Here is a 24,479-nt window from a genome sequence, read left to right as displayed (position 1 = left end):
TGGTTTCGCCGGGTGTAACAACCCGGCGGCGGCCGGGTGGAGCGTTGCTGATAAATTGGTTCAGCCGGGGTCCATCGGGTCAGACGAACACCGTCTGTCTCACCACCGCAGAGAGACCCAAGTCGCGGGCAAAAACCGCCGAACGGGGCGCTGAGAGGTGTCACTTTTTACCATCAAACGCGGCAGCTTTCAGCGCCCCGTCCTGCCTTCAAACCACGGCGGCATTTTTTTCGCGCGTGAATGCGAGCGCGTGGCCGGCAACACAGTCAAAGGAGAAGAGACATGCCCCTTCCCGTCCACACACGGCTGATGGCCCGCACCGCCGAGATGCTGGCCATGCCGCATCTGGCCTGCCGCCGCCGCGACTGCCGCCGCAAGAACACCTGCTTCTGGCATTTCAAAAACAGCGGCGAACCCTGCTGCCTGCACAATCTGACCGCAGCACAGCGCGAGGTTTTCGATGAATTTTACCGCGAGGCCCTGATCATCCTCGAATATGGCGGCCATCAGGGCCTGACATACACCTGGGGCAATCCCGGGAAGCGGGCTTTTCTGGACGTCTGCGTCGAACTCGCCCGCACCGCCGTCCCGCCCCACGACAAACGCCGCTTCGACGCCTTCCGCCGAGACCGCGAAACAAGCGTCGCACGCACGGAGCCAGCAGCGAAATGAACAAGGACGGGAGCCACCGCGGACACTTGCCGCATGTCACAGAGCCTCACTCTCCGTCATTCTCGCCCATGTGGCGGGAATCCAGCCACGGCGCGTCTGCGCCGTGAGAAACCCCTTGCGCGCGCCCAAGGTGTCCTGCGCCCCGCCGGCGCGTCGTGAAAGGGCGCATTCAATCCCACACACAAGACGTCGTGCGCGCAGAGACCAGCGAGACCGTTTTATGGTTAGCGAAACGTTTACCGTCACCCCCTATGGTTGCTATTCAAACTTGGAGCAGGCACGTGGGTTTCGACGGCAAGACATTGCATTATCAATATTATTTCTATGGTCCCGACCGCACCATCGAAGAACAGAAAACGCGCCCCGAATGGGGCTCCGATACCTTGATCAACGGGCTGACGACAATCAAAGGACTGACATCAGGCAGCGCCGAGCTCTTCAAGATGACCGTGACCAACACCGCGATCGGCTTCGATTTCGACAAGACGGTTCTCTGGAAAACCGGTTACACCGTCGGCAAGAAGAACATCTCCGCGCAGTTCAACGGCGCCGTCTTCGAGGACCTGAACAACGCGATCGCGCCGATCATCGGCGTCACCCTCAAGACCAATATCATCGCTCTGAAAGCCAACGACATCACCTTCAGCGAGAACAGGATCGCCATCGACTTTCAAGGCATGTCGACCTTCGACGATTCCTCCCTCATTCTCAACGTGATCTTCCGGACCTCCTCCAGCGGCGCGATCACCTACCAGGCGAAAAACGACGCCGTCTTCATCCGCGGCCAGGCCGCAGCCGACAAACTGTTCGGTGGCGCCGGAAACGACATCTTCGAAGGCGGCAAGGGAAACGATATTCTCAAGGGCGGCGCAGGCGATGACAGCCTCAATGGCGGCGCCGGTTTCGACGATCTCTATGGCGGCGCCGGAAAGGACGTCTTCGTCTTCAAATCGGTAAAGGACCTCGGCCTTTCGAAGGCTGCAACCGATACGATCTTCGACTTCACCCGCGGCGACAAGATCGATCTGTCGGCCATTGACGCCAGCACGAAAGCGATTGGTGACCAGTCCTTCGCCTTCATCGCCACCAAGGCCTTCTCGGGCCGGGCTGGCGAACTGCGCTACGAAAAAAACGCGTCAGACACGTATGTCTATGCCGATATCAACGGCGACAGGAAGGCCGATTTCGTCCTGCATCTCGACGACGCACTATCGCTGTCGAAGGACATGTTCATTCTCTGAATTCGGCAGGGGGAGGAGAAAACGGCGCCCTATTCCGCCGCCTTCACCTCTTCCAGAAATTCCAGCTCGTAGGAATAGCCTTCGAGCAGCGTATAGGCCTGCTCGGTCGCCTCGATCTGCGATTCGGCGCTGCGGATCGCCTCGGCGATCGATTGCGAGCGGGTGCGCAGCATCGAGCCGAGAATGTCGGCGGCCGGGCGGCGGCCGAGACGGTCGAGATGCTGGCGCACGCGGGCGCGGTGGCGCTCCAGCTCGAGAATGTGAAAGCGGCTCTTGACGATATCGTCGGAGAGTCTGCGGCGCATGGCGGCGACGGGATCGAAACTGCCGGGCTCGCGCTCGTCGAGGATGAAGTCGCTGACCAGCGTTTCCAGCTTCAAGATGCCCTGCAGGTCGCGTGGATCGGCCAGCTGCGGGTCATAGCCGGTATTGTCATAGACCTTGCGGCGCACCGGATCCTTCAACAGGTCGTAGCAGGCCTGCAGCCGCCCAAACGCTTCGGTATCGCCGCCACTGTCGGGATGAGCGGCCTTCACCACCTTGCGATAGGCCACCTTGATCGCCTGCTCGTCGGCATCGCGGGCAATTCCAAGCGTTTCATAGGGGTCGATCACGGCAACACCTCGCAGTCCAGCATTCGTCACTTCATCCCTGACCTAACCGTTCGCCCATCCCGCATCAACCCAAAAGCGGATGCGGCGTGGGCGCCCCTTAATCGGACATTGCCGGGACCAAATTGGGGCAGGATCGCGACGGTGCGCGGTTTTCCCCGGCCGGGACCGTGGCGGCGCGCAAAACCCGGCGGATGTGCCGCCCTGGTGCACCGCGCCGCCAGTACCGACAGGCGGTTGAGTGCAAAGGATTAAACGCTTGCTATTTTCTTTTTTTGCTGCAAATATTTTCCGCGTTCGGGCGTTTGCATCCCGGAGACTGGACTGGCTGTATGGTCCCGGAGAAATCCGGGCGTGCCGAAAGGCACTGTAGACGTTCTTTCCCCGTTATCGACTTCTCCGACTGGCTTTCCGGAATAAAGACAAAACCGGAAAGAAAAACGTCTCCACCCTGGCAGGGGTGAGGACACATCATTAAGGGAAAAAGGACTTCTCCCATGGCCACCAAGGGCACCGTAAAATTCTTCAACCAGGACAAGGGTTTTGGTTTCATCACGCCGGAAGGCGGCGCAAAGGACGTGTTCGTACACATCTCCGCGCTGCAGGCCGCTGGTCTCCAGACCCTGAAGGACGGCCAGCAGGTCACCTTCGACACCGAGCCGGATCGCATGGGCAAGGGCCCGAAGGCTGTCAACATCCAGGCTGACTAAGCCTCGATCTGACCGCTTGCGATGACTGAATTGAACGGCGTCCCTCGGGGCGCCGTTTTTTTTGCTGAACGATCGTCCCCGCCGCCAAAATCCGTGCCATGATGATCATGGCGGCAGGAAGCGAGAAAGCGGGCCGTCCCCGCGTCGTCGGTAAGGCTTTACGCCCGCGTGATGGCCGCCGTTTGTGATGCCCGAGGTTTACGCGGGACCTTTTTACTCAGCCGCCTGCTTTGCCTCGGCTGCAGCAAAGATCGCATCGAAGGCCGCCGCGATGACCTCCGGTCCGGCCCCTGCCCGCGTCGCATCGGCCGACAGGATCTGGCGGAATCGCCGGGCGCCCGGCCAGCCCTGGAAAAGCCCGACCATATGGCGGGTGACATGGATCAGCCGCCCGCCGGACGCGATATGCCCGGCCGCATAGCCCATCATCGCCTCGCGCACCCCGGCCCAGAACTCCAGCGACTGCCGGTGGCCATTGGCCGTAAACACCTCGCCGCCGGAACCGGCTGGGCCAGCGCCGGTCAACGGATGCGGAAAATACCCATCCACGGCCGTCAGCATGGCGCTATCGTGATAGGCAGCCCGCCCGAGCATGACCCCATCCAGAACAGCGCCTTGATTCAGCTCGTCAACTGCCTGATTCAGATTGCCAAGACCGCCGTTGATCCCGATGAAAAGATTGGGATTCTCCGCCTTGAGCCGATGAACCAGCGGATAATCCAGCGGCGGAATATCGCGGTTCTCCTTCGGCGACAGCCCCTGCAGCCACGCTTTTCGCGCATGAACCCAGACGGCGTCTGTTCCGGCCTGCACGACCCGCGAGACCAAATCGCGCAAGGCAATCTCCGGATCCTGGTCATCGACACCGATCCGGCATTTCACCGTCACAGGAATGGACACCGCCGCCTTCATCTTCGCCACGCAGTCAGCCACCACGGAGGGCTCACGCATCAGGCAGGCGCCGAATGTGCCAGACTGGACACGATCCGAAGGGCAGCCGACATTGATATTGATCTCGGCATAACCGAACTGTTCGCCAATCCGCGCAGCCTCGGCCATCTTGACGGGATCGTTACCGCCCAACTGCAGGGCAACCGGATGCTCGACTGCATCAAACCCCAGCAACCTCTCCCGGTCACCGCGCAGGATCGCCTCGGAGACGATCATCTCGGTGTAGAGCAACGCATGCCTGGAAAGCTGCCGGGCCAGAAACCTGTAATGCTTATCCGTCCAATCGATCATCGGGGCGACAGCGAACACGGGCGCTCCGAAGTAACCCGCAGCGGCGTTCGTCAATGCCGGGATCGCTACATTGTCCATCAAAAATACTTTCATCCCCGCACGTCCCGGCGGTGGTACATTGTGGTGGAGAAACAGGCGCAAGCGGAGAAGCTCTCACGGCTCAAACGGCCTAACCAATTGCGGCCTTATACAGCGGCAAGGTTTTGAAAGCGAGATGGAACTTTTGGAAGGCTGCTGGACTGTTTCTAAAAGAAAGAATGAAGCTGCGCCGCAGACAATAAGGCGGGCGCCGAAAGAAGAAATGCACACTGGAAACCTGATGTTCAGCAACAGCAGGCAGGGCACCATATCGGCAGGCACCAGCACCAAGCTCTGCGCCAACTGCGCAGTTAAGGCCTGACGAGACCCTATTTGAGATGGATCAATGCGCCTGCAACTTGGCCTCTTGCGCGGCGGCGATGAAAACCTCTCGCGCCTCTTCCGGCGACTTGCGGCCGTCGATGGCGGCACGGCAGAAGCTTCTCGCAGCAACGTAGCGCGGACCACGAAGATCGGGCCAGGTGTCCATCAGGCAGATGAGGGCATCGAACGGTCCGAAAACGATCTTCGAACCTTTATGCTCGAACCCGACTTCCACGGGATTGGACCATTTGGCATTTGGCATGAGCGTCTCCTCCGAATGTCTTGCCAGACCATAACGGCAAGATAACCCATTTGGTTCCCGTTGGGCAGAGTGCCAAACGAAAAAAGCCTGCCGCGGGAGGAGGTGCGGCAGGCTTCTGAAAATGACCCACGGCCGGGAGGAGGTGGCCGCTGATCGATCGCAGCTCTTCGGGAGGAGGTGAATCGCTGCGATGGATGGAACAATAATGCTGCGATGCACAAAAATCAATTAAAATCTGACGCAATGCAACCGTTACCAGTAACGTCTTCGTGTAGACTCGGCGCTGGAGGCGGTGCCGATCAGATAGCCTGCAACGAAAGCGGCCGCTCCGAAAACAAGAAAGGCCGCGCTGGTCGCGGACGGATGCTCCTGAGCGCTCTGCGCCACGGCCGAGGCCTCATCGCGGACATAAGCCGCCGCCTGTTTCGCCTTGGCGGTTACGCCGCCAGTCTCTTTGAGTTCGCCGGTAAAACCGGTCCGCAAGTTCTTGATGTTCGCCATCTCAGGCTCCTTTTGCTGTCGCGAACACAACACCTAGGCAGAGCGATTGTTCCAATTCGGAAATGCTTGAAACAACCAGATGCGAATACGCGTTCAAAAGGTCAAAAAAGAAGGGTGCTCCATTCCGGCACAAATTAAAGCAACTGCTAAAAAATCACTGTTGCGATTTCTTCATGTGTGGCATGCTAATAGCTGAGGTGCCTCATAAAAACCAATTTCGGAGTAGCTACTGCAGCCCAGAATCAAAAAAATAAAGAGACGGGAGAGAACACATGGTAGAGGAAAATCTATACCGCATCGTTGAAGTCAGTCTGAAGCGTGGCAGCGACCGTCGCGACGTTGGCATCATGACCGTACGTCAAGCACTCGAACTTCCGGACGTCCCCAGCCTCGAATACACGCACCCCGAATTCAATTCGCGGGCAGACAGCCAGTTTCTGACACGCGACCAGCTTCAGGCTTACGTCTGCAGCTGAGGCCGCTTTCCCCACCCGGTTATGGGGTGCTATCGTCCAGCATTCGCAATTTGGATGTCTGGATATCGATGACAACTGTAATCCCCCTTCCCGCGCCGGTGCTTTTGCCGGTGGTGAATTCCGAGCAAACCTTTCCGGTCCGCCGCGTCTATTGCGTCGGGCGCAATTATGCCGCCCATGCCATCGAGATGGGGCATGATCCGGACCGGGAACCACCCTTCTTTTTCCAGAAGAATCCGGACAACCTTGTCCATGGCAATGCGTTCCCCTACCCGCCTCTTACATCCGACGTGCATCACGAAGTCGAGCTGGTGATCGCACTGAAGCATGGTGGTGATGCCATTGAGGCTGCAGACGCGCTTGACTGCGTCTACGGCTACGCTGTCGGCATCGATTTCACCCGGCGCGACCTGCAGGCGCAGGCAAAGGCGGCCGGCAAACCCTGGGCTGCGGCAAAGGCCTTCGAACATTCGGCGCCGGTATCGCAGATTGTGCCGGCGCAAGCGATCGGGCATCCCGTCGATGGCAATATCTGGCTGAAAATCAACGGCGAGACCAAGCAACAGGGCGATCTCAATCAGATGATCTGGAAAATACCGGAGATCATCGCCGAACTGTCAAAACTGTTTACGCTCGCCGCCGGCGACATCATCATGACGGGCACCCCGTCGGGCGTCGGTCCCGTATCGCGAGGCGACACAGTATCGTGCGGCATCGATGGCGTCGCGACGCTGACCGTTGCGGTCGTTTAAGGGGGAACCATGCCGCTTTATGCTCTTGGGGCCACCCGGCCCGCTGTGCCGCCGGAAGATCGCTATTGGGTTGCGCCTGATGCGCACGTCATCGGTCAAGTCGAACTGGGCGACGATGTCGGCGTCTGGTTCGGCGCGGTGCTGCGCGGTGACAACGAACCGATCCGCATCGGCGCCCGCACCAATATCCAGGAGGGCGTGGTCATTCACGTCGATCCGGGACTGCCCGTGACTATCGGCGAAGGCTGCACAATCGGCCACCGCGCCATCGTGCATGGCTGCACCATCGGCGACAACTCGCTCATTGGCATGGGAGCAACGGTGCTGAACGGCGTCGTCATCGGGAACAACTGCCTGGTCGGCGCCAACGCACTGGTGACGGAAGGCAAGGTCTTTCCGGACAATTCGCTGATCGTCGGGGCGCCGGCGAAAGCCATCCGGCTGATGGACGATGCCGCTGTCGCCGGACTGCGGAAATCGGCTGATGGCTACGTCAAAAAATGGCAGTTGTTTGCAACCAGCCTTTCCGTCATCGAATAGGTGGCGCCGGAATTGCGCTGTGTTTGAACCGGGTTCTGTGCGGAACCCGGTTCAAACAATCGTGCTCTTATTCAGCGGTGCAGTTCTGGCAGTGACCGCGGATTTCGATCGTGGTCTTCTCGGTCTTGAAATGCTGCTTTCCAGCCAGAACCGTCAGCCGCTCTTCCATGGCTTCGTCGTGCATCTCGGTCACCTGCCCGCAATCCTCGCAGATGGCAAAGGCAGTGACCCCATGATCATGGTGATGTTGATGATCCGGATGGGCGCAGGCGACGAAGGAATTCATGCTTTCGAGCCGGTGGATCAGGCCGAATTCCAACAGCTTGTCGAGCGCCCGGTAGACCTGCAGCGGCGCACGAAACCCGTGATCACGCAGCTTATCGAGGATCGTGTAGGCGCTGAGCGGGCCATCGGCATGATGGAGTGCGTCGAGGACCAGCGACTGGTTCTTTGTAAGCTGTTGTGCCGCCATCAGTGATGTCCTCCATGCGTCGAATGTATCGCCGTCTCAGCGTTTTTGTTGCGGCCGAACGGCAGCAGACTGAGCACGAAAAGCCCCATCGCCGCAACCACGATTGATGGGCCGGACGGTGTATCGAAATGCAGCGAGCCGAACAGCCCACCGGTAACCGCAAGCGCGCCGATGACCGAGGCGAGCACCGCCATGATTTCGGGTGACGTCGCAAACCGCCGGGCGGTGGCTGCCGGAATGATCAGCAACGACGTGATCAGGAGGATGCCGACGATCTTCATGGCGATCGCGATGACAAGCGCCATCAAAAGCATGAAATAGAGCCGCGCCCGCTCCGGCTGCAAACCTTCTGCCTCGGCCAGTTCCGGATTGACGGTGGAGGCAAGCAGCGGCCGCCAGAGATAGACGATGGCGGCCAGAACGAGAATGCCACCACCCCAGACCAGATCGATATCGGCCTCCGACACCGCAAGAATATCGCCAAACAGGAAGCCAACCAGATCGATCCGCACCCAGGTCATGAAAGCGACCATGACGAGGCCAATCGACAGCGCCGAATGCGAGAGAATGCCGAGCAGCGCATCGGTCGACAGCGCGCCACGCTTCTGAAGCAGCAGGAGGAGCAGCGACACGGCGGCGGCAACGATGAAGACGCTGAGCATCAAATTGAGATCAAGCAGCAGCGATAGCGCCACGCCGAGCAGCGCCGAATGGGCCATCGTATCGCCGAAATAGGCCATGCGCCGCCAGATGACGAAGCAGCCGAGCGGGCCGACGGTGATTGCAAGTCCTATACCGGCAATGAGCGCGCGGGTGAAGAAATCATCAAACACGGCCGTTCTCCTTGGTATCGTATCCCTGCAGGCGGCTCTTATAGCCACAGCCGCAGTCTGGGCCATGCACGTGCTCATGAGCATCGCCATGCGCATGATCGCCATGATGGTGACCGTCATCGGGATGGCAATGTTCGGTGATGCTGCCATCGGTATGCAGCACGCGGCCGTCCGGAAGATGAGTATGATCGTGATCGTGGCTATAAACGGCGAGCGACTTTGCGGCGCGGCTGCCGAACAGCTTCAGGTATTCCGGGCTCTGACTGACCACTTGCGGCGTACCGCGGCAGCAGACATGGCCATTGAGGCAGATTACCGTATCGGTCTCGGCCATCACCACATGCAGATCGTGGGAGATCAGCAGGATACCGCAGCCCGTCCTGTTGCGAATAGACTTGATCAGGTCGTAAAGCGCGATCTCGCCCGAAAAATCGACGCCCTGCACCGGTTCGTCCAGCACCAGAAGATCCGGCTTGCGGGCGATGGCGCGGGCCAGCAAGGCACGCTGGAATTCGCCGCCGGACAGGTGCTGCACCTCGGCGCGGGCGAGATGGGCGATACCGGTCGACTGCAGCGCCTCCTCGATTTCGCGTCCCTTCAGCGGTCCGGTCAACGTCATCAGCCGCTCGACGGTCAAAGGCAGCGTCCAGTCGATCGCCAGCTTCTGCGGCACATAACCGACCTTCAGACCCGGCATTTTTTCGACCCAGCCTTCATCCGGCTTCAAGACGCCGATCGCAGCTTTCGCCGTCGTCGATTTGCCGGAACCGTTGGGGCCAATCAGCGTGACAATCTCACCACGGCGGATCGAAAATTCGACCCCACGCACCAGCCAGCGGCCGTTACGGCGGATGCCGGTATTGTTGAGCGAGACGAGTGGTGCCTGATCGGACTTGTGAAAATTCAGCATCAAAAAAATCCGGATGGGGTGTTGCCAGCCGCTATGCCACACGTTATAGCATAACGCAATTGATGTAATAACATTACATTGATTTACAAGACAGGAGTTCCCGCATGAGCCTGAAAAATTCCCTCCTTTTGACATCCTCCCTCGTTTTCGCCCCCACGATACTCCTGGCAGCCGGAGCCGCCCATGCCGAGGTTCCCAATGTCGTCGTCTCGATCAAGCCGATCCACTCCCTGGTCGCCTCGATCATGCAGGGCGTTGGCGAACCGGCGTTGATCGTTGAAGGAGCAGCTTCCCCACACACCTACAGCATGAAGCCCTCCAACGCTTCGGCGCTGGAGAAGGCCAATGTTGTCTTCTGGGTCGGTCATGGGCTGGAAGCCTTTCTCGAAAAGCCACTGGAATCGCTCGGCAGCAAGGCCAAGCTCGTTGAGCTCGACGATGCACCCGGCCTTGAAAAACTGAAATTCCGCGAAGGCGGCGCCTTTGAAGCCCATGACCACGGCGACGAGCACGAAGAAGGTGCCGAGGGGCATGCCCATGGTGAAGCCGGCCATCATCACGACGAGGGTGAGTTCGACCTGCATCTCTGGCTCGACCCGGCCAATGCCACGGCGATGGCCGTCGAAATCGAAAAGACGCTGGCTGCGGCAGACCCGGACAATGCCGCCGCCTACAAGACCAATCTCGATGCGCTGAACACCCGCCTCGCCGCACTGGACAAAACGCTTGCCGAGACCGTCGCACCAATCAAGGACAAGCCCTTCATCGTTTTCCATGACGCCTACCAGTATTTCGAGCATCGCTATCAGGTGAAAGTGGCCGGATCGATCACGGTCAGCCCAGAAACCCTGCCCGGCGCCGCGCGGCTGAAGCAGATCCATGAAAAGATCGTCGAACTCGGCGCCACCTGCGTTTTTGCCGAACCGCAGTTCGAGCCCAAGCTGGTCAATGTCGTGCTCGAAGGCACATCGGCCAAATCCGGCACGCTGGACCCGGAGGCGGCGACACTTGAAGCAGGACCCGACCTCTATTTCCAGCTGATGGAGGGTATTGGCGTATCGCTGAAGACATGCCTTTCCAACGGCAGCTAGGACGTCCTCCCAAGACTTTGAAAAAGCGGGCCAATGGTCCGCTTTTTTAGATCATCAAATGTAATAATATAACATTAAGGATAAAAACATGCCCGACAAGCTACCGGTCACCGTCCTCTCCGGATTCCTTGGCGCCGGAAAGACCACGGTGCTCAACCACATCCTCAACAATCGAGACGGGCTGCGGGTCGCGGTCATCGTCAACGACATGAGCGAGGTCAATATCGACGCGGCGCTGGTGCGCGACGGCGGCGCCAATCTTTCGCGTACGGAGGAGCAGCTGGTCGAGATGACCAACGGCTGCATCTGCTGCACCCTACGCGACGATCTGCTCAACGAAGTCCGCAAGCTCGCGGAACAGGACAGGTTCGACTATCTGCTGATCGAATCGACAGGCATTGCCGAACCCCTGCCCGTCGCCACCACGTTTGAATTCCGCAACGAAGACGGCAACAGCCTCGCGGACGTTGCACGGCTCGATACGATGGTAACGGTGGTCGATGCCGTGAGCTTGCTCGGGGATTATTCCTCCGCCGACTTTCTGGCCGATCGCGGCGATACGGCCGGAGACAATGATAACCGCACGCTTGTTGATCTGCTGGTCGAGCAGATCGAATTTGCCGATGTCGTCATTCTCAACAAGACGGGCAGCGCAACACCCGAGCAGCGCGATGCCGCACGAAAAATCATTGCCGGGCTGAATGCCGACGCGCGGCTGATCGAGACCGATTTCGGCAAGGTGGCGCTGCGCGACGTTCTCGGCACCGGCCTGTTCGATATGCTGAAAGCTGAACAGCATCCGCTCTGGTACAAGGAACTGCACGGCTTCAAGGACCACATTCCGGAAACCGAGGAATATGGCATCCGCTCCTTCGTCTACCGGGCGAAGAGGCCGTTCGATCCAGCGCGGTTTCACGATTTCGTCCACCGGCCATGGCCGGGCGTTGTACGGGCGAAGGGTTTCTTCTGGCTGGCAACACGCCCGCATCACGCAGGCGAACTCAGCCAGGCCGGACCGATGGTGCGCACCGCGAAAATGGGACTGTGGTGGTCGGCGGTTCCGAAAACCCAATGGCCGGATGATCCGGGTTTCCTGGCGATGATGAAACCCTATCTCGATCCTGTCTGGGGCGACCGCCGCCAGGAGATCGTTTTTATCGGTGCCGATCCAATGGATCAGGCAACGTTGGAAGCGGAACTCGACGAGTGTCTGGTCGATGCCAAGGCATTTACCCCGGACCGCTGGCGGGCCTTGCCGGACCCGTTTACGGAGTGGAGCCAGCGGAGTGCCTGATGATCCCGCCGCGGCAAGCCGGCGTGACGCCCTGCCTCGCGCAAGCAAAGCAGGGCACATTCCCGCTGGAATCTCTAAATGGCACAGCCCGGAGCAGGCATCAGTATGAGTGGACAAGGAATTGCCGCGGCGGCAGCGGCATTCGAACAGAACCAATATATCGAAGCACTGACAATCCTCAACGGGATGCTTGGCGAGAGCGAAGAAGCGGCTGAGGTAACGCTGCTACTCGCGAAAGTGCTGGAAAAACTCGGTTTCACCGCTGAGGCAGCGGAAGCGTTTGAACAGGCGGCGCAGCATGCCGGCTCTGACGCACCCATTCTTCTGCGGCGCGCCTGCGGACTTTATTTCGCGACCGGCGACGATGACCGTACCCAGCTCATCGGCATAAAACTTCTCAAATCGCTGCCCAACGATCCCGAGCTTGCCTATATCCTCGCCCGTTCGCTGCTGCGCACCGGCGATAACGCTCTCGTCGACCTCGTCAAAAATACACTGGTGGAAAGCGATGACCCGGATCACCTCAATCTCGCCGGCGACATTTTCGCGTCCGACGATCGCAATCCGGTCAGCTTGACGCTGTTCCGCAAGATCGCAGCGCTCCATCCGGACGACCCTTATGCGCAGCTCAAATATTTGTCCGTGGCACGGGATTTTTGCGATTACGCAGCGATCGAGCAGATCGAGCGCTGGCTTGCCGCCGAGATCGCTGCCGGTAGAATGGAAACTCTCGCCGGCGAAACCGGCTATTCGAATCTGTTGCACTGCGGCGTCGAACGGCTGAACCGGCTGGCGACGAACAATCCAGGCGTTTCGCAACTCCCCTCACCCACGGCAAGCCGGCAAAGGAAGTCGCGCCCGCATGTGTGGGGCGACAGGCTCCGGATCGGTTACCTTTCCAGCGATCTGTGGGACGACCACGCCACCATGCGGTTGTTCCAAAGCGTGTTGGAGGCACATGACAGAGACCGGTTCGACGTAACACTCTACTGTTACACGCCGGAGAGATTTATCGGCTTCGACGGTGGAAACCGCGAAAAATGGGGGAAGATCGTCCAAATTCAGGCGCTTTCCGACGCTGAGGCCGCCGACGCGATAAAGGCCCGGCAGACGGACATCCTGGTCGATCTCAAGGGCCATACGGCAGGATCGCGCTCGAAGATCCTGAACCATATGGTCGCGCCGGTCCAGGTGGCTTGGCTCGGTTTCCCCGGAAGTACAGTCAACATCGAATGCGATTATGTGATCGGCGACGCCATCGTTCTGCCGAACAGTTCGAAGCCGCATTATCACGAGAAATTCTGCCGGCTGCCCGAAACCTACCAGCCGAACGACCCGGTTTACCGCGCCCGCCCACCAGCGCGCAGCCGCGCAGATCTGGGGTTGCCTGACGATCGCTTCGTCCTGGCGGCGTTCAATGCCGCCCGCAAGGTCTCGCTACCGACGCTCGATTGCTGGGCAGAGATCCTGCGCGGCACCGGCAATACGGTTCTCTGGGTGATGATCGACGGAGACGTCGCCCGCGGTAACTTCCTGTCCGCCATTAAAAGCCGCGGCGTGGAAGCGGATCGCATCATCTTTGCACCCAAGACAAACTACGAGGCGCATATCGCCCGCCTGCAGGCCGCCGACCTTGGTCTCGACACGTTTCCCTACAATGGCCACACGACAACATCCGACCAACTCTGGGCAGGCTTGCCGGTGTTGACGGTCAAGGGAAGCAATTTTGCATCGCGCGTATCGGAAAGCCTGCTGACGGCGATCGGCCTTGGTGAGCTTGCAGCCCCGGATTTCGACACGTTCGTTGGCCAAGCCATTGCTCTATCGAACGATCCAGCGCGGGTTGCGCATCTGAAGCAGACGATCGAAGCCAACCGCTATACGGCGCCGCTGTTTGACGCGGAACGTTTCTGCCGCCATCTGGAAACGGCCTATGGAATGATGGCCGACCGAGCCAGACAGAAGCTTGCACCTGAGCATTTCGATGTGCCCGCGCAACCCGCGCGCACATCGCCCTTCCGGTAAGGCGGCACAGGAGGCCGCCCACCCACTTGTTCCGGTCTCAACGCGTCGCCATGTTGACGATGACGCCGGTGGCGACGCTGATCAGCAGGAAGTCGTTATCGACGCGAACCCATTGTTGGCCGCGTGGCGGCGCGCGCAGCTTATAGCGGCGATAGTCATTGACAGCGGCGATGCGGCGGCGCTCGGAGGGCGACAGGCGGTGGCCGCGTGCCCAGCGCTTCTTAACGACTACATTCTTTTCGACGATCCTGGTATTGCCATGCCGGTAAACGCGTTTCTCGACATGACGCTCCTTCACCTGAGCAACTTCGAACGGCCGGGCCGGCTGGGCAAAAGCCGTCTGCGCCGTCAGGGGCGCCGTCAGGAAGGAGCTTGCGACCAGCGCAATCAGCAAACGTTTCATCGGGGTGTCCTTTCGTTTTTGACATCCCGAAACTACGGCCGCAAAGATGAACGGAAACTGAAACAGCAAATTACAAAATTGTAATGATATCAGTTAATTATAAGAATTAACTGATACAACGAACAAACTTGCAACCGACGATTACAGCGCCTCATAGATAAATCGGTCAAAATCCGCCTCCTGCGCCCGGCCCGATGTGTCAAAGGCAAAGACGCCGGCGAATGCCCCGGTAAAGGACCCATGCTCGCCGCGTCCGCCTTCATCCGAAACCACGCCGGCATCGAGCAAAGGCCCGAGTTTGCGCCATGTGCGATACCCATCCGCATGCCAGAAGAACTGCAGATCGTTGTCACGGATTTCCATGGCCAGATGCACCCGGCCGAACGGCACGGAGACGCCGCTTTCGACCGGGAATGTCATGCGGCTATGCGGGAAATCACCATTGCAGGAAAAGATTGTCACCACCCGGCCGAGTTGTTCGTGCAGCGTGACGGCGGCCGCGTGAAACTTGTGGCGATTGTAATAATGCGTGAGCCCCGCAGCCTGTTGATAAGTGTCGGGCTCAAATTCGACGACGGTTTCCGCTCGAAAAGAGTGATGTTCCTGACGTCTTGCCACCAGAGCCTGCTCGAACCAGCTGCCGATGCTTTCGCGGCCGAATAACCGCAGATGGCCCGGCCTTTCCGACAGCGAGAAAATCCGCTCTGGCACCGGTGTCCGCAGCCACTGGAAATCCCTGGGCAATTGCGGACTGTCGAATTCGGTTTCAACACGGGCTGGTTTGTCGATGACAACCGCCTCGCCCGGTGCCGGCACATCGACATCCGGCACGACCCCGCCCTGCGCAAGATACAACCAGTCGTCCTCGCCCCAGACGCATTTCTGCAACGCCGTCTCGCGGCCGAGCGTGCAGCGGCGTAACGGTGCCAGAGGACGGCCGGTCAGGTGGGTATGATAGGCTTGCCCGTCCGGGGTCTCGACATACTGCCCATGCCCTGCCCTTTGCAGCGCAGCGTCAGGATGATCCTTGGAGGTGATCAGATGTGTCTGCGGATGCATTTCATACGGCCCCTCGATCGTCCGGGAACGCGCCATGGTCACCACATGATCGTAGCCAGTGCCACCTTCCGCGGTCGTCAGATAGTACCAGCCACTCCGCTTGAAGAGATGCGGCCCTTCCACCAGGCCTTGCGCACTCCCTGCAAAGATATTGCGGATCGCGCCGGTCAATTTTTTCGCCACCGGATCCCATTCCTGCAGCAGGATACCATCAAAGGCCGGCGATTTCGGAGCGCCGCCAAAGCTCTCGGTGCGATGGTTCCACTGCATGTTGAGAAACCATTTGCGGCCATCGTCATCGTGAAACAGCGATGGATCGAAGCCGGACGAATTGACATAGACCGGATCCGACCATTCGCCTTCGATCGTTGGCGAAGTGACGATGTAGTTGTGAGCATCCTTGAAGTTTCCATCGAAGCGTTTGACGTCGGTATAGACCAGATAGAACAGACCATCCGCATGCGACAGGCACGGCGCCCAGACGCCGCAACTGTCGGGATTACCGCGCATATCGAGCTGGCTTGCCCGCTCCAGCGGCCGTCGCACCAAGGTCCAGTTTACCAGATCGCGCGAATGATGGATCTGTACGCCCGGATACCATTCGAAGGTGGAGGTGGCGATATAATAGTCCTCGCCGACCCGGCAGATGGATGGGTCCGGATTGAAGCCTGGAAGGATCGGATTGCGGATCATCGCGGTCATGACGAACGTACCTCATGGATTCTCGAAATGCCATACGGCCTGAAACCGGGCGCACTTGCAAGTCCTTGTTTGATGTTGGAAGCGACATTCCCCGCGTCGCCACCGACTCACGCTTTTCCCTATGCGTGGCAACATCCTGCAGCAGAGCTACCGCCGTTTGCACGCAGGTTTCCCACAGTTCCTGCCTAAGCTTTAGGCAAAGACGGAAAGTCCATATGCGACTTTGGTATGACGTTGCCGGACTATGCCGGAAAATCCGGACGCAGACTTGAAACGGCACTTGAAATCGGCACTGTGGCTATGCTTGGCAAAAAAAGATCGAAAATCAGCTTGGCGGGGAGGAATATACATGACCGCACTGCTCGGTATCAGCAGGCTCATTGATCGTGTCACGGAAATCATCGGCAAATCAGTCTCATGGCTGATCCTGGTGGCCGTACTGGTCAGCGCCGGCAATGCCATTATCCGAAAAATCTTCAACATGTCGTCGAACGCCTGGCTTGAGGCGCAATGGTACCTGTTTGGCGCCGCCTTTATGCTGGCGGCGGCCTACACGCTCAGCCAGAACGAACATATCCGCATCGACGTGGTCTACGGCAAGTTTTCGCGCCGGACGCAGCACTGGATCGACCTGTTTGGTCACGTCTTCTTCCTGATGCCGTTCGTCCTGCTGATGACCTATTACCTCGTCCCCTATGTGCTGATGTCGGTTCGCTCGCAGGAAGGCTCTTCCAGTGCCGGCGGCCTGATCGTCTGGCCGGCCAAGGCCATTTTGCTGTTCGGCTTCGTGCTGCTTGTGCTGCAGGGTGTCTCCGAAATCATCAAGAAGATCGCCATCATGACCGGCAACATGGAGGATCCGACACCATACGTGCCGACCCACGCGCCGCTTGACGACATTGCCGCTCCGGAGGCACGCCCATGATGGAATTCATCGCCGTCAATCTCGCGCCGATCATGTTCGTATCCTTGATCGTCTTCCTTCTGCTCGGCTACCCTGTTGCCTTTTCGCTCGCCGCCAACGGCCTGCTGTTCTTCATCATCGGCGTTGAACTCGCCCCCTTGTCCGGCGGTTCGATCAACCTCTCCTGGCCGCTGCTCAATGCGCTGCCGGATCGTTTCTGGGGGGTGATGTCGAACGACACTTTGCTCGCCATTCCCTTCTTTACCTTTATGGGGATCGTGCTCGAACGCTCCGGCATGGCCGAAGACCTGCTCGACACGATCGGCCAGCTGTTCGGCCCGGTCCGTGGCGGCCTTGCCTATGCCGTCATCTTCGTTGGCGCATTGCTGGCGGCGACCACCGGCGTGGTTGCCGCTTCCGTCATCGCCATGGGCCTGATCTCGCTGCCGATCATGCTGCGCTATGGTTACGACCGGCGCGTCGCCTCCGGCGTTATCGCAGCGTCCGGCACGCTCGCACAGATCATCCCGCCATCGCTCGTTCTGATCGTTCTTGCCGACCAACTCGGCCGCTCCGTCGGCGACATGTATGCCGGCGCCTTGATCCCAGGCCTGGTTCTGACCGGACTGTACATGCTCTACATCCTGATCATGACGTTCGTCAGGCGCGATTCCATGCCGGCGCTGCCGCTCGAAGCCCGCACGCTGGGCTCAGGCGTAACCTCGCTATTCATCGCGCTGGTCGTCGCGGCGGGCTTTGCCTATGCCGCCCATATCTATCTCTATCCAACCCATGGTGAAAATGCCGATATTCTCGGCGCAACGGTGGGCGTCGCTTTCATCTATGTTGTTGCGCTTCTCGACAGGACCTTGAAGGTCAACGCGATGTCCCGGCTTGCCCAGCAGGTCATCATCGTGCTGATCCCGCCGCTGGCGCTGATCTTCCTCGTGCTCGGTACGATCTTCCTCGGCATTGCCACGCCGACCGAAGGCGGAGCCATGGGCGCGGTTGGTGCACTGGTGATGGCCGCCGCCAAGGGCAGGCTCAGCATGGACGTCGTGCGTTCGGCGCTGACGGCCACAACGCGCCTCTCGGCCTTCGTGCTGTTCATCCTTATCGGCGCCCGCGTGTTCTCGCTGACCTTTTATGGGGTCAACGGTCATATCTGGGTCGAGCATCTGCTGGTTGCCATGCCAGGCGGCGAGACCGGCTTCCTGATCGCCGTCAACCTGCTGGTCTTCTTCCTGGCATTCTTCCTCGACTTCTTCGAGCTTGCCTTCATCATCGTCCCGCTGCTCGCACCGGCGGCCGACAAACTGGGCATCGACCTCATCTGGTTCGGCGTCCTGCTCGGCATCAACATGCAGACCAGCTTCATGCATCCGCCCTTCGGTTTTGCGCTGTTCTACCTGAGATCAGTGGCAGCCAAGGTCCCCTATCTCGACAGGGTGACCGGCAAGATCACGCAGCCGGTGACAACGGGACAGATCTACTGGGGTGCGGTGCCCTTCGTCGGCATCCAGATCATCATGGTGGCTCTCACTATCGCGTTCCCGCAGATGGTCATGCATTACAAGGGCGATGCCGCCGTGGTCGATCCGAACACGATCAAGATCGAGGTTCCCGGATTTGGCACCGGCGGCGGCGGACTGACGCTGCCCGACAATGGCGGCGGTCTCGGCTTACCCGGCGGCCTGCAGTTGCCGGGTGGCAATCCACTCGACGGCAGCCAGAAACCGGCGGAACAGAAGCCAGCCAACGACCTCAGCGCGCCGCCGTCGTTCAACTGACAACCGAATGGGCCGGTCTCGAACCGGCCCATTTCCTCTTACAAGACGAGAAACGAAAAACCCCGGAGCCATTGGCTCCGGGGTTTTTCGTTTTTGCAATGCTATCCGAGCAGGGCTTAGAGCTTGCCGCCGCGCTGCTGGATCATCATGAACGTATCGTAGTTGTATTCGGCGATCTGCGCATTGAGATAGTACTCGCCGCGGAAGGCCTTGATCGAGTCCCAAATCTTCTTGAAGGTCGGGTTCGTCGCTTCCATTTCGGCGTAGACTTCATTTGCCTTGTCGAAGCAGGCCGACAGGATTTCCGGGCTGAACGGGCTGAGCTTGGCGCCCGCGGCCACCAGACGCTTGATTGCAGCCGGGTTCAGGTAGTCGTACTTCTGGAGCATGTTAGCATCCGTCGCCTGGCAGGCCGTGCGCAGCAGAGACTGATAGTTCTTCGGCAGGCCTTCGAAGGCTGCCTTGTTGAACATGGCGTGAACCGTCGGGCCACCTTCCCACCAGCCGGGATAGTAGTAGTACGGCGCCACCTTGTAGAAGCCGAGCTTTTCGTCGTCGTATGGACCGACCCATTCGGCGGCATCGATCGTGCCCTTTTCGAGCGATGGATAGATGTCGCCGCCGGCGATCTGCTGCGGCACGACGCCGAGCTTCTCGACGACCTTGCCGGCGAACCCGCCGATGCGCATCTTCAGGCCTTGCATGTCGGCAACGGTCTTGATTTCCTTACGGAACCATCCGCCCATCTGGACGCCGGTATTGCCACTGGGATACCCAACCAGACCCTGGGTCGCCAGGAACTCGTTGAACATGTCGATGCCGCCGCCATGATAGTGCCAGGCGTTCATGCCGCGCGCGTTGAGTGCGAACGGAACCGCAGCACCCAGAGCCCAGACCGGGTCCTTGCCCCAGTAATAGTAGGAAACCGTGTGGCAGGCTTCGACGGTACCGGCAGCGGCGGCGTCTGCCGCCTGCAGGCCCGGTACGATTTCGCCAGCGGCAAAGACCTGAATCTTGAAATTGCCATCCGTTGCTTCAGACAGATATTTCGACAGCACTTCAGCGCCACCATAAATCGTGTCGAGCGATTTCGGAAACGATGACGCCAGGCGCCAGTTGATCTTCGGGTTGCTCTGGGCAATGGCGGGCGCTGCAAGCGACGTGGCAGCGGCGGCACCAACGCCACCGAGAGCCGCACGCTTGATGAATAGACGGCGATCCATGTTCTCTCCTCTGTTGTCGCGGACAGCCCGGCTTTGCCGGTGCTGCTCCTCCCCGCGGGCGCAAACCGCACCGGCTGATATCGGCCGGTTCAAACGGACATGCGCAATCTGGAATCCACTTAAAACAGGCATAGGATTTCGTACGAAATCCTATGCCTCCGCTGGCAGCTTACACGCTCACCCCCTCATGTCCAGCCATGCGGGAAAGAGGCAACCTTCGACTTTTGTCTAATGCCAACGATCAATGTTTGCAGAGACTTACGCAACGTTCGTCCCGCCTCATCCATCACCGCCAGGCGGACATGAAGATAGCTCGTCAATCCATTGAAATCATCTAATATAAAGAAACCAGGATAGAATGATTTCTTCATGCCGGCGGGCGGGCGTTTCGTCGTTGTGGATTTTGCCGCAATATTTTTTCAATAGCATGGAAACATTCACAGAAGGGTTCCTCGGCATGCCGTTGTGGCAGCCCTATGCTCCGGCCGAAATCATATCTCGGGGAGTCTTTCATGAAACGTCTTTTGCTCATCGGTGCCGCGCTCGCCGCCTTGACCCTTCCGGCTGCTGCCGCCGACAAGCTGCTCAATGCGTCGTACGATATTTCCCGCGAACTGTTCGAACAGGTCAACGAAGCTTTCGTCGCAGCCCATCCTGGCGCCACCGTCGACCAGTCGCATGGTGGCTCCTCCAAGCAGGCCCGCGCCATCCTCGAAGGGTTGGAAGCCGATGTCGTTACCTTCAACCAGGTGACGGATGTCGATGCCTTGGTGAAGGGCGGCTTCGTTTCGGACGACTGGAAGAGCGATTTCGCCAACAATGCGTCGCCGTTCTATTCCTTCCCGTCCTTCTTGGTGCGAGAAGGCAATCCGAAGGGCGTCAAGGATTGGGACGATCTGGTGCGCGACGACGTCAAGGTGATCTTCCCGAACCCGAAGACATCCGGCAACGCCCGCTACACCTATCTGGCAGCCACAGCCTACGCGAAGGAAAAATTCGCCAACGACCCGGCCAAGGTCGAGGAATTCGTCAAGAAGATCTTTGACAATGTTCCGGTATTCGACACTGGTGGACGCGCCGCGACGACGACATTCGTCGAACGCGAAACCGGTGACGTGCTGATCACCTTCGAAGCCGAAACCAAGGGCATTGCCAAGGAATTCGGCGAAGACAAGTTCGACATCGTCACGCCGTCGGTCAGCCTGCTCGCGGAATTCCCGGTCGCCATCGTCGACAAGGTCGTTGACAAGAACGGCACCCGCGATCTGGCAAAGTCCTATCTCGATTTCCTCTACACGCCGGAAGGCCAGAAGATTCTGGCCGAGAACGGCAACCGCGTTAACGACGCCGCGGTCGCTGCCGAGTTCAAGGATCAGTTCCCCGAAATTCGCCTGCTAAAGGTGGAAGACGTTTTTGGCGGCTGGGGCAAGATCAAGGAAGAGCAGTTTGCCGAAGGCGCTGCACTGGATAAAATCTACGGAAATCGTTGATCCCAATCCGATTGTGTGAAAAACGCAGGCCGCGCCGGACGAACGTCCAGCGCGGCCTCCCCGTTGTTTTCAAATTCGATTTTTCATTTCAACCCAATTCTCAAGGGGCACGTTTTTGGCACGGCGCATTCTTCCAGGCTTGCCCCTGACGCTCGGCATTACCCTCGTCTATGTCGCAATCATCGTGGTGCTGCCGCTCGGCGCACTGATCTTCAAGGCGGCAAGCCTTGGACCGGAAGACTATTGGCGGATCGTCTCGTCAGAGCGGGCGGTTGCCAGCTACCGGATCACCATTCTCTGCGCGCTGGCTGCGACGCTGTTCAACCTGGTGTTCGGCCTGGCGCTCGCCTGGGTCATCGTCCGCTACCGCTTCCCCGGCCGCCGCTTCGTCGATGCCCTGGTCGACCTGCCCTTCGCATTGCCGACCGCCGTTGCCGGTATCGCGCTGACGACGCTGTTTGCCTCGAACGGTTGGTTCGGGGCGCCGCTTGCCGCAATCGGCATCAAGGTGGCCTATACGCCGCTCGGCATCATCATCGCCATGGCCTTCACCAGTCTGCCCTTCATCGTCCGCACGGTTCAGCCGGTTTTGGAGGAGCTTGATCCGGCGCTCGAGGAAGCCGGTCAGACGCTGGGCGCCAGCGACATGGAGATTTTCCTGCGGGTGATCCTGCCGCAACTGGCGCCAGCGCTGCTCGCCGGACTGTCACTGTCGTTTGCCCGTAGCCTCGGCGAGTTCGGGGCGATCATCTTCATTGCCGGCAACCAGCCGTTTGAGACGGAAATCACCGCACTTCTCGCCTTCATCCGGCTGGAAGAATACGACTATCCGGCCTCCGCCGCGATCGCCTCGGTGATGCTCATCGCCGCCTTCACGATGCTTGCCGTTACCAACCTCCTGCAGGCGCGTGCCCTGCGCTACACGGTGAAGGGTTGATCATGGCCAAAACCAGACGTCCCCCGCGGATCGGCGATGCACCGGTCTTCCGCAACACGATGATCGCCGTTGTGCTGGCGCTAGTGGCGCTGATCATTATCGCACCGCTGGCCGTCATCGGTTACGAGGCCTTTTCCAAGGGCATCGCCTATTTCGGCAAGACCATCGCCAATTCCGACACCCGTCATGCGATTTTGATGACGGCGATGACGGCACTGATCGCTGTGCCCATCAACACCGCCTTCGGTGTGGCCGCCGCCTGGGCGATCACCAAGTTCGATTTTCCCGGACGCCGCCTGCTGCTGATCGTCATCGAGATCCCGTTCTCGGTTTCGCCGATCGTTGCCGGTGTCGCCTATCTCTTCGTCTACGGGCTACAGGGCCTGTTTGGCGAGGCGCTACAATCGGCCGATGTCAAAATACTCTTCGCCCTACCCGGCATCGTGCTTGCCAGCATGTTTGTCACCGCGCCCTTCGTCGCCCGCGAACTCATTCCGCTGATGCAGGCACAGGGCCGTGACCTGGAAGAAGCTGCAACCTCGCTCGGCGCCAGCGGCTGGCGGACCTTCTTCTTCGTGACGTTGCCGAACATCAAATGGGCACTGCTCTACGGCGTCATTCTCTGCAATTCGCGGGTCATGGGCGAGTTCGGCGCCGTTTCTGTGGTTTCGGGCAATATTCGCGGCCAGACCAATACGCTGCCGCTGCATATCGAACTGCTCTATCACGACTATAACGCCGTTGGCGCCTTTGCCGCCGCCTCGATTCTTGCGGCGCTCGCCGTCGTTACCCTGATTGCCAAGGTGGCGCTTGAGCGCCGGGGCGCTGGCCGCGTGCGCCGCCCGTCGCTTGCCGGCACAGCACCTGATATTTCGGAGACCACACCGTGAAAATCCGCCTCGACACCGTCGTCAAGACATTCGACACGTTCCGCGCCGTGCACGGCGTCTCACTGGATATCGAAAGCGGTGAACTGGTCGCCCTGCTCGGCCCCTCCGGTTCCGGCAAGACAACAATCCTGCGCATGGTTGCGGGCCTGGAGTTTCCCGATGGCGGCGCCATCTATTTTGGTGACGAGAATGCCACCGATATCGAGGTACGCCACCGCGGCGTCGGCTTCGTTTTCCAGCACTATGCGCTTTTCCCGCATATGACGGTCGGCGAGAACATCGCGTTCGGCATGAAGGTCTCGAAGACCAGGCGCTCGGCCGCCGAAATTTCCAGCCGGGTCGAACACCTGCTCCGCCTTGTCCAATTGGAAGGCCTGCAGGACCGGTTTCCCGCCCAGATTTCCGGCGGTCAGCGGCAGCGCGTCGCGCTGGCCCGCGCACTCGCCGTCGATCCGAAGGTGCTTTTGCTCGACGAACCGTTTGGCGCGCTCGATGCCAATGTGCGGCGTGACCTGCGCCGCTGGCTGCGCAAGATCCACGACGAACTCGGCATCACCACGCTGTTCGTCACCCATGACCAGGCCGAGGCCCTCGACCTCGCCGACCGCGTCGTCATTCTCGACAAAGGCAAGATCGTTCAGACCGGGACACCGGAAGAGGTCTGCCGCGCCCCCGCCAGTGCTTTCGTCATGAATTTTCTCGGCGATGCCAATCGCCTGAAGGTTACGGTGTCGGGTGAAAAGGCCCAGATCCAGAATGTCACCTTCGATGCACCCGATATCGCCGATGGTCCGGCAGAACTGTTCTTCAGGCCCGCCGACGTCACTTGGCGCGAAGATGGCCACGGTATCCAGGCCACCATCGCCCGCGTCATCGACCGGCCTGATTCCAGGCGCGTTCTGGCGCTGACGGTCGATGGTCAGCCCATCGAGTTCGACGCAGCTCCGGAATTTCCGTTCCGGGCTGATGCACATGGTTTTGTCGAGATTCGCCGTCCGCGGGTCTATCCGGCTTAGACTCAGGCCCTGAATGCAAAAGGCACCGGAT

General features: G+C 59.5%; 26 protein-coding genes. 16 read left to right on the top strand and 10 right to left on the bottom strand.

Annotated elements, in window-relative coordinates; genetic code table 11:
• Positions 1 to 282: 282 nt before the first annotated feature.
• Both ACSQ3J_RS10660 and ACSQ3J_RS10655 read left to right on the top strand, forming a co-directional pair.
• Positions 283 to 672 carry a hypothetical protein gene (locus ACSQ3J_RS10660; protein WP_060506270.1) on the top strand — a complete coding sequence of 130 codons (390 nt, stop codon included), beginning with the start codon at positions 283 to 285 and terminating at the stop codon, positions 670 to 672.
• Between the two features lie 281 nt (positions 673 to 953).
• Entirely contained in the window at positions 954 to 1,913 is a 960-nt protein-coding gene (locus ACSQ3J_RS10655) for a calcium-binding protein (RefSeq protein WP_060511801.1), read from the top strand.
• A gap of 29 nt (positions 1,914 to 1,942) precedes the next feature.
• Here the strand turns inward: ACSQ3J_RS10655 and ACSQ3J_RS10650 are convergent, their stop codons facing one another.
• Positions 1,943 to 2,527 (bottom strand): J domain-containing protein, encoded by a 585-nt coding sequence (locus ACSQ3J_RS10650; RefSeq protein WP_060506324.1) that lies wholly within the window; start codon positions 2,525 to 2,527, stop codon positions 1,943 to 1,945.
• A gap of 494 nt (positions 2,528 to 3,021) precedes the next feature.
• On the opposite strand from ACSQ3J_RS10650, the gene ACSQ3J_RS10645 reads away from it, so the two are divergent.
• Positions 3,022 to 3,234: a cold-shock protein gene (locus ACSQ3J_RS10645; RefSeq protein WP_037095903.1), complete on the top strand. Its 213-nt coding sequence runs from the start codon at positions 3,022 to 3,024 to the stop codon at positions 3,232 to 3,234.
• A gap of 213 nt (positions 3,235 to 3,447) precedes the next feature.
• Here the strand turns inward: ACSQ3J_RS10645 and dusA are convergent, their stop codons facing one another.
• The gene (gene dusA / locus ACSQ3J_RS10640; protein WP_112834595.1) at positions 3,448 to 4,554 is read right to left on the bottom strand and encodes a tRNA dihydrouridine(20/20a) synthase DusA; all 1,107 of its coding nucleotides are present in this window, start codon (positions 4,552 to 4,554) and stop codon (positions 3,448 to 3,450) included.
• Between the two features lie 136 nt (positions 4,555 to 4,690).
• On the opposite strand from dusA, the gene ACSQ3J_RS10635 reads away from it, so the two are divergent.
• Positions 4,691 to 4,876 carry a hypothetical protein gene (locus ACSQ3J_RS10635; protein WP_060506266.1) on the top strand — a complete coding sequence of 62 codons (186 nt, stop codon included), beginning with the start codon at positions 4,691 to 4,693 and terminating at the stop codon, positions 4,874 to 4,876.
• A 21-nt stretch (positions 4,877 to 4,897) separates the two neighbouring features.
• Here ACSQ3J_RS10635 and ACSQ3J_RS10630 read toward each other — a convergent pair whose 3' ends face one another.
• Positions 4,898 to 5,140 (bottom strand): DUF982 domain-containing protein, encoded by a 243-nt coding sequence (locus ACSQ3J_RS10630; RefSeq protein WP_037095905.1) that lies wholly within the window; start codon positions 5,138 to 5,140, stop codon positions 4,898 to 4,900.
• Between the two features lie 252 nt (positions 5,141 to 5,392).
• Positions 5,393 to 5,641: a hypothetical protein gene (locus tag ACSQ3J_RS10625; RefSeq protein ID WP_060506265.1), complete on the bottom strand. Its 249-nt coding sequence runs from the start codon at positions 5,639 to 5,641 to the stop codon at positions 5,393 to 5,395.
• A 272-nt stretch (positions 5,642 to 5,913) separates the two neighbouring features.
• Between ACSQ3J_RS10625 and ACSQ3J_RS10620 the strand changes: the two genes are divergently transcribed.
• The 3 genes from ACSQ3J_RS10620 to ACSQ3J_RS10610 all read left to right on the top strand — a co-directional run bounded on the left by ACSQ3J_RS10620 (position 5,914) and on the right by ACSQ3J_RS10610 (position 7,409).
• Entirely contained in the window at positions 5,914 to 6,117 is a 204-nt protein-coding gene (locus ACSQ3J_RS10620) for a hypothetical protein (protein ID WP_060506264.1), read from the top strand.
• A 68-nt stretch (positions 6,118 to 6,185) separates the two neighbouring features.
• Positions 6,186 to 6,869, top strand: coding sequence for a fumarylacetoacetate hydrolase family protein (locus ACSQ3J_RS10615; RefSeq protein ID WP_060506263.1), 684 nt, complete (start codon positions 6,186 to 6,188; stop codon positions 6,867 to 6,869).
• Between the two features lie 9 nt (positions 6,870 to 6,878).
• Complete coding sequence (locus tag ACSQ3J_RS10610; protein ID WP_060506262.1) at positions 6,879 to 7,409, top strand: gamma carbonic anhydrase family protein; 531 nt, start codon at positions 6,879 to 6,881, stop codon at positions 7,407 to 7,409.
• Between the two features lie 67 nt (positions 7,410 to 7,476).
• Here ACSQ3J_RS10610 and ACSQ3J_RS10605 read toward each other — a convergent pair whose 3' ends face one another.
• The 3 genes from ACSQ3J_RS10605 to ACSQ3J_RS10595 are packed head-to-tail and all read right to left on the bottom strand — an operon-like array spanning position 7,477 to position 9,624.
• Positions 7,477 to 7,881 carry a Fur family transcriptional regulator gene (locus ACSQ3J_RS10605; RefSeq protein WP_060506261.1) on the bottom strand — a complete coding sequence of 135 codons (405 nt, stop codon included), beginning with the start codon at positions 7,879 to 7,881 and terminating at the stop codon, positions 7,477 to 7,479.
• On the bottom strand, positions 7,881 to 8,714 hold the full coding sequence (gene znuB, locus ACSQ3J_RS10600; RefSeq protein ID WP_060506260.1) for a zinc ABC transporter permease subunit ZnuB: 834 nt from the start codon (positions 8,712 to 8,714) through the stop codon (positions 7,881 to 7,883). Before znuB ends, ACSQ3J_RS10605 begins: the two co-directional genes overlap by 1 nt.
• Positions 8,707 to 9,624, bottom strand: coding sequence for an ATP-binding cassette domain-containing protein (locus ACSQ3J_RS10595; protein ID WP_060506259.1), 918 nt, complete (start codon positions 9,622 to 9,624; stop codon positions 8,707 to 8,709). Before ACSQ3J_RS10595 ends, znuB begins: the two co-directional genes overlap by 8 nt.
• A 104-nt stretch (positions 9,625 to 9,728) precedes the next feature.
• Between ACSQ3J_RS10595 and znuA the strand changes: the two genes are divergently transcribed.
• The 3 genes from znuA to ACSQ3J_RS10580 all read left to right on the top strand — a co-directional run bounded on the left by znuA (position 9,729) and on the right by ACSQ3J_RS10580 (position 14,034).
• Positions 9,729 to 10,715: a zinc ABC transporter substrate-binding protein ZnuA gene (znuA, locus tag ACSQ3J_RS10590; RefSeq protein ID WP_060506258.1), complete on the top strand. Its 987-nt coding sequence runs from the start codon at positions 9,729 to 9,731 to the stop codon at positions 10,713 to 10,715.
• An 88-nt stretch (positions 10,716 to 10,803) separates the two neighbouring features.
• Positions 10,804 to 12,009: a zinc metallochaperone GTPase ZigA gene (gene zigA, locus ACSQ3J_RS10585; RefSeq protein ID WP_060506257.1), complete on the top strand. Its 1,206-nt coding sequence runs from the start codon at positions 10,804 to 10,806 to the stop codon at positions 12,007 to 12,009.
• A 78-nt stretch (positions 12,010 to 12,087) separates the two neighbouring features.
• Complete coding sequence (locus tag ACSQ3J_RS10580) at positions 12,088 to 14,034, top strand: O-linked N-acetylglucosamine transferase family protein (RefSeq protein ID WP_082512284.1); 1,947 nt, start codon at positions 12,088 to 12,090, stop codon at positions 14,032 to 14,034.
• 37 nt (positions 14,035 to 14,071) lie between these two features.
• Here the strand turns inward: ACSQ3J_RS10580 and ACSQ3J_RS10575 are convergent, their stop codons facing one another.
• Entirely contained in the window at positions 14,072 to 14,437 is a 366-nt protein-coding gene (locus tag ACSQ3J_RS10575; protein WP_060506255.1) for an RcnB family protein, read from the bottom strand.
• 141 nt (positions 14,438 to 14,578) lie between these two features.
• A complete protein-coding gene (locus tag ACSQ3J_RS10570) occupies positions 14,579 to 16,189 on the bottom strand; it encodes a glycoside hydrolase family 43 protein (protein ID WP_060506323.1) in 1,611 nt (536 codons plus the stop codon).
• 358 nt (positions 16,190 to 16,547) lie between these two features.
• Here ACSQ3J_RS10570 and ACSQ3J_RS10565 point away from each other — a divergent pair, with 358 nt between their 5' ends.
• Positions 16,548 to 17,123, top strand: coding sequence for a TRAP transporter small permease subunit (locus tag ACSQ3J_RS10565; RefSeq protein WP_060506254.1), 576 nt, complete (start codon positions 16,548 to 16,550; stop codon positions 17,121 to 17,123).
• Positions 17,120 to 18,892, top strand: coding sequence for a TRAP transporter large permease (locus ACSQ3J_RS10560; protein ID WP_060506253.1), 1,773 nt, complete (start codon positions 17,120 to 17,122; stop codon positions 18,890 to 18,892). Before ACSQ3J_RS10565 ends, ACSQ3J_RS10560 begins: the two co-directional genes overlap by 4 nt.
• Positions 18,893 to 19,008: 116 nt before the next feature.
• Here ACSQ3J_RS10560 and ACSQ3J_RS10555 read toward each other — a convergent pair whose 3' ends face one another.
• Positions 19,009 to 20,115 (bottom strand): TRAP transporter substrate-binding protein, encoded by a 1,107-nt coding sequence (locus tag ACSQ3J_RS10555; RefSeq protein ID WP_060506252.1) that lies wholly within the window; start codon positions 20,113 to 20,115, stop codon positions 19,009 to 19,011.
• Positions 20,116 to 20,627: 512 nt separating this feature from the next.
• On the opposite strand from ACSQ3J_RS10555, the gene ACSQ3J_RS10550 reads away from it, so the two are divergent.
• The 4 genes from ACSQ3J_RS10550 (at position 20,628) to ACSQ3J_RS10535 (ending at position 24,448) form a co-directional block, all read left to right on the top strand.
• Positions 20,628 to 21,605 carry a sulfate ABC transporter substrate-binding protein gene (locus tag ACSQ3J_RS10550; protein ID WP_060506251.1) on the top strand — a complete coding sequence of 326 codons (978 nt, stop codon included), beginning with the start codon at positions 20,628 to 20,630 and terminating at the stop codon, positions 21,603 to 21,605.
• A 115-nt stretch (positions 21,606 to 21,720) separates the two neighbouring features.
• Complete coding sequence (cysT, locus tag ACSQ3J_RS10545; protein WP_060506250.1) at positions 21,721 to 22,542, top strand: sulfate ABC transporter permease subunit CysT; 822 nt, start codon at positions 21,721 to 21,723, stop codon at positions 22,540 to 22,542.
• A gap of 2 nt (positions 22,543 to 22,544) precedes the next feature.
• Positions 22,545 to 23,432 carry a sulfate ABC transporter permease subunit CysW gene (cysW, locus tag ACSQ3J_RS10540; protein ID WP_060506249.1) on the top strand — a complete coding sequence of 296 codons (888 nt, stop codon included), beginning with the start codon at positions 22,545 to 22,547 and terminating at the stop codon, positions 23,430 to 23,432.
• Positions 23,429 to 24,448, top strand: coding sequence for a sulfate/molybdate ABC transporter ATP-binding protein (locus tag ACSQ3J_RS10535; RefSeq protein WP_060506248.1), 1,020 nt, complete (start codon positions 23,429 to 23,431; stop codon positions 24,446 to 24,448). The genes cysW and ACSQ3J_RS10535 overlap by 4 nt, the downstream gene beginning before the upstream one ends.
• The last annotated feature ends 31 nt before the right edge of the window (positions 24,449 to 24,479 follow it).

Origin of the sequence: Rhizobium sp. LjRoot98, assembly GCF_964252935.1 — a bacterium.
In the GTDB taxonomy this organism is placed as follows: Bacteria; Pseudomonadota; Alphaproteobacteria; order Rhizobiales; family Rhizobiaceae; genus Pararhizobium.
The sequence above is the reverse complement of the archived record's forward strand: the minus strand, read 5'-3'. Positions and strand labels throughout refer to the sequence as shown.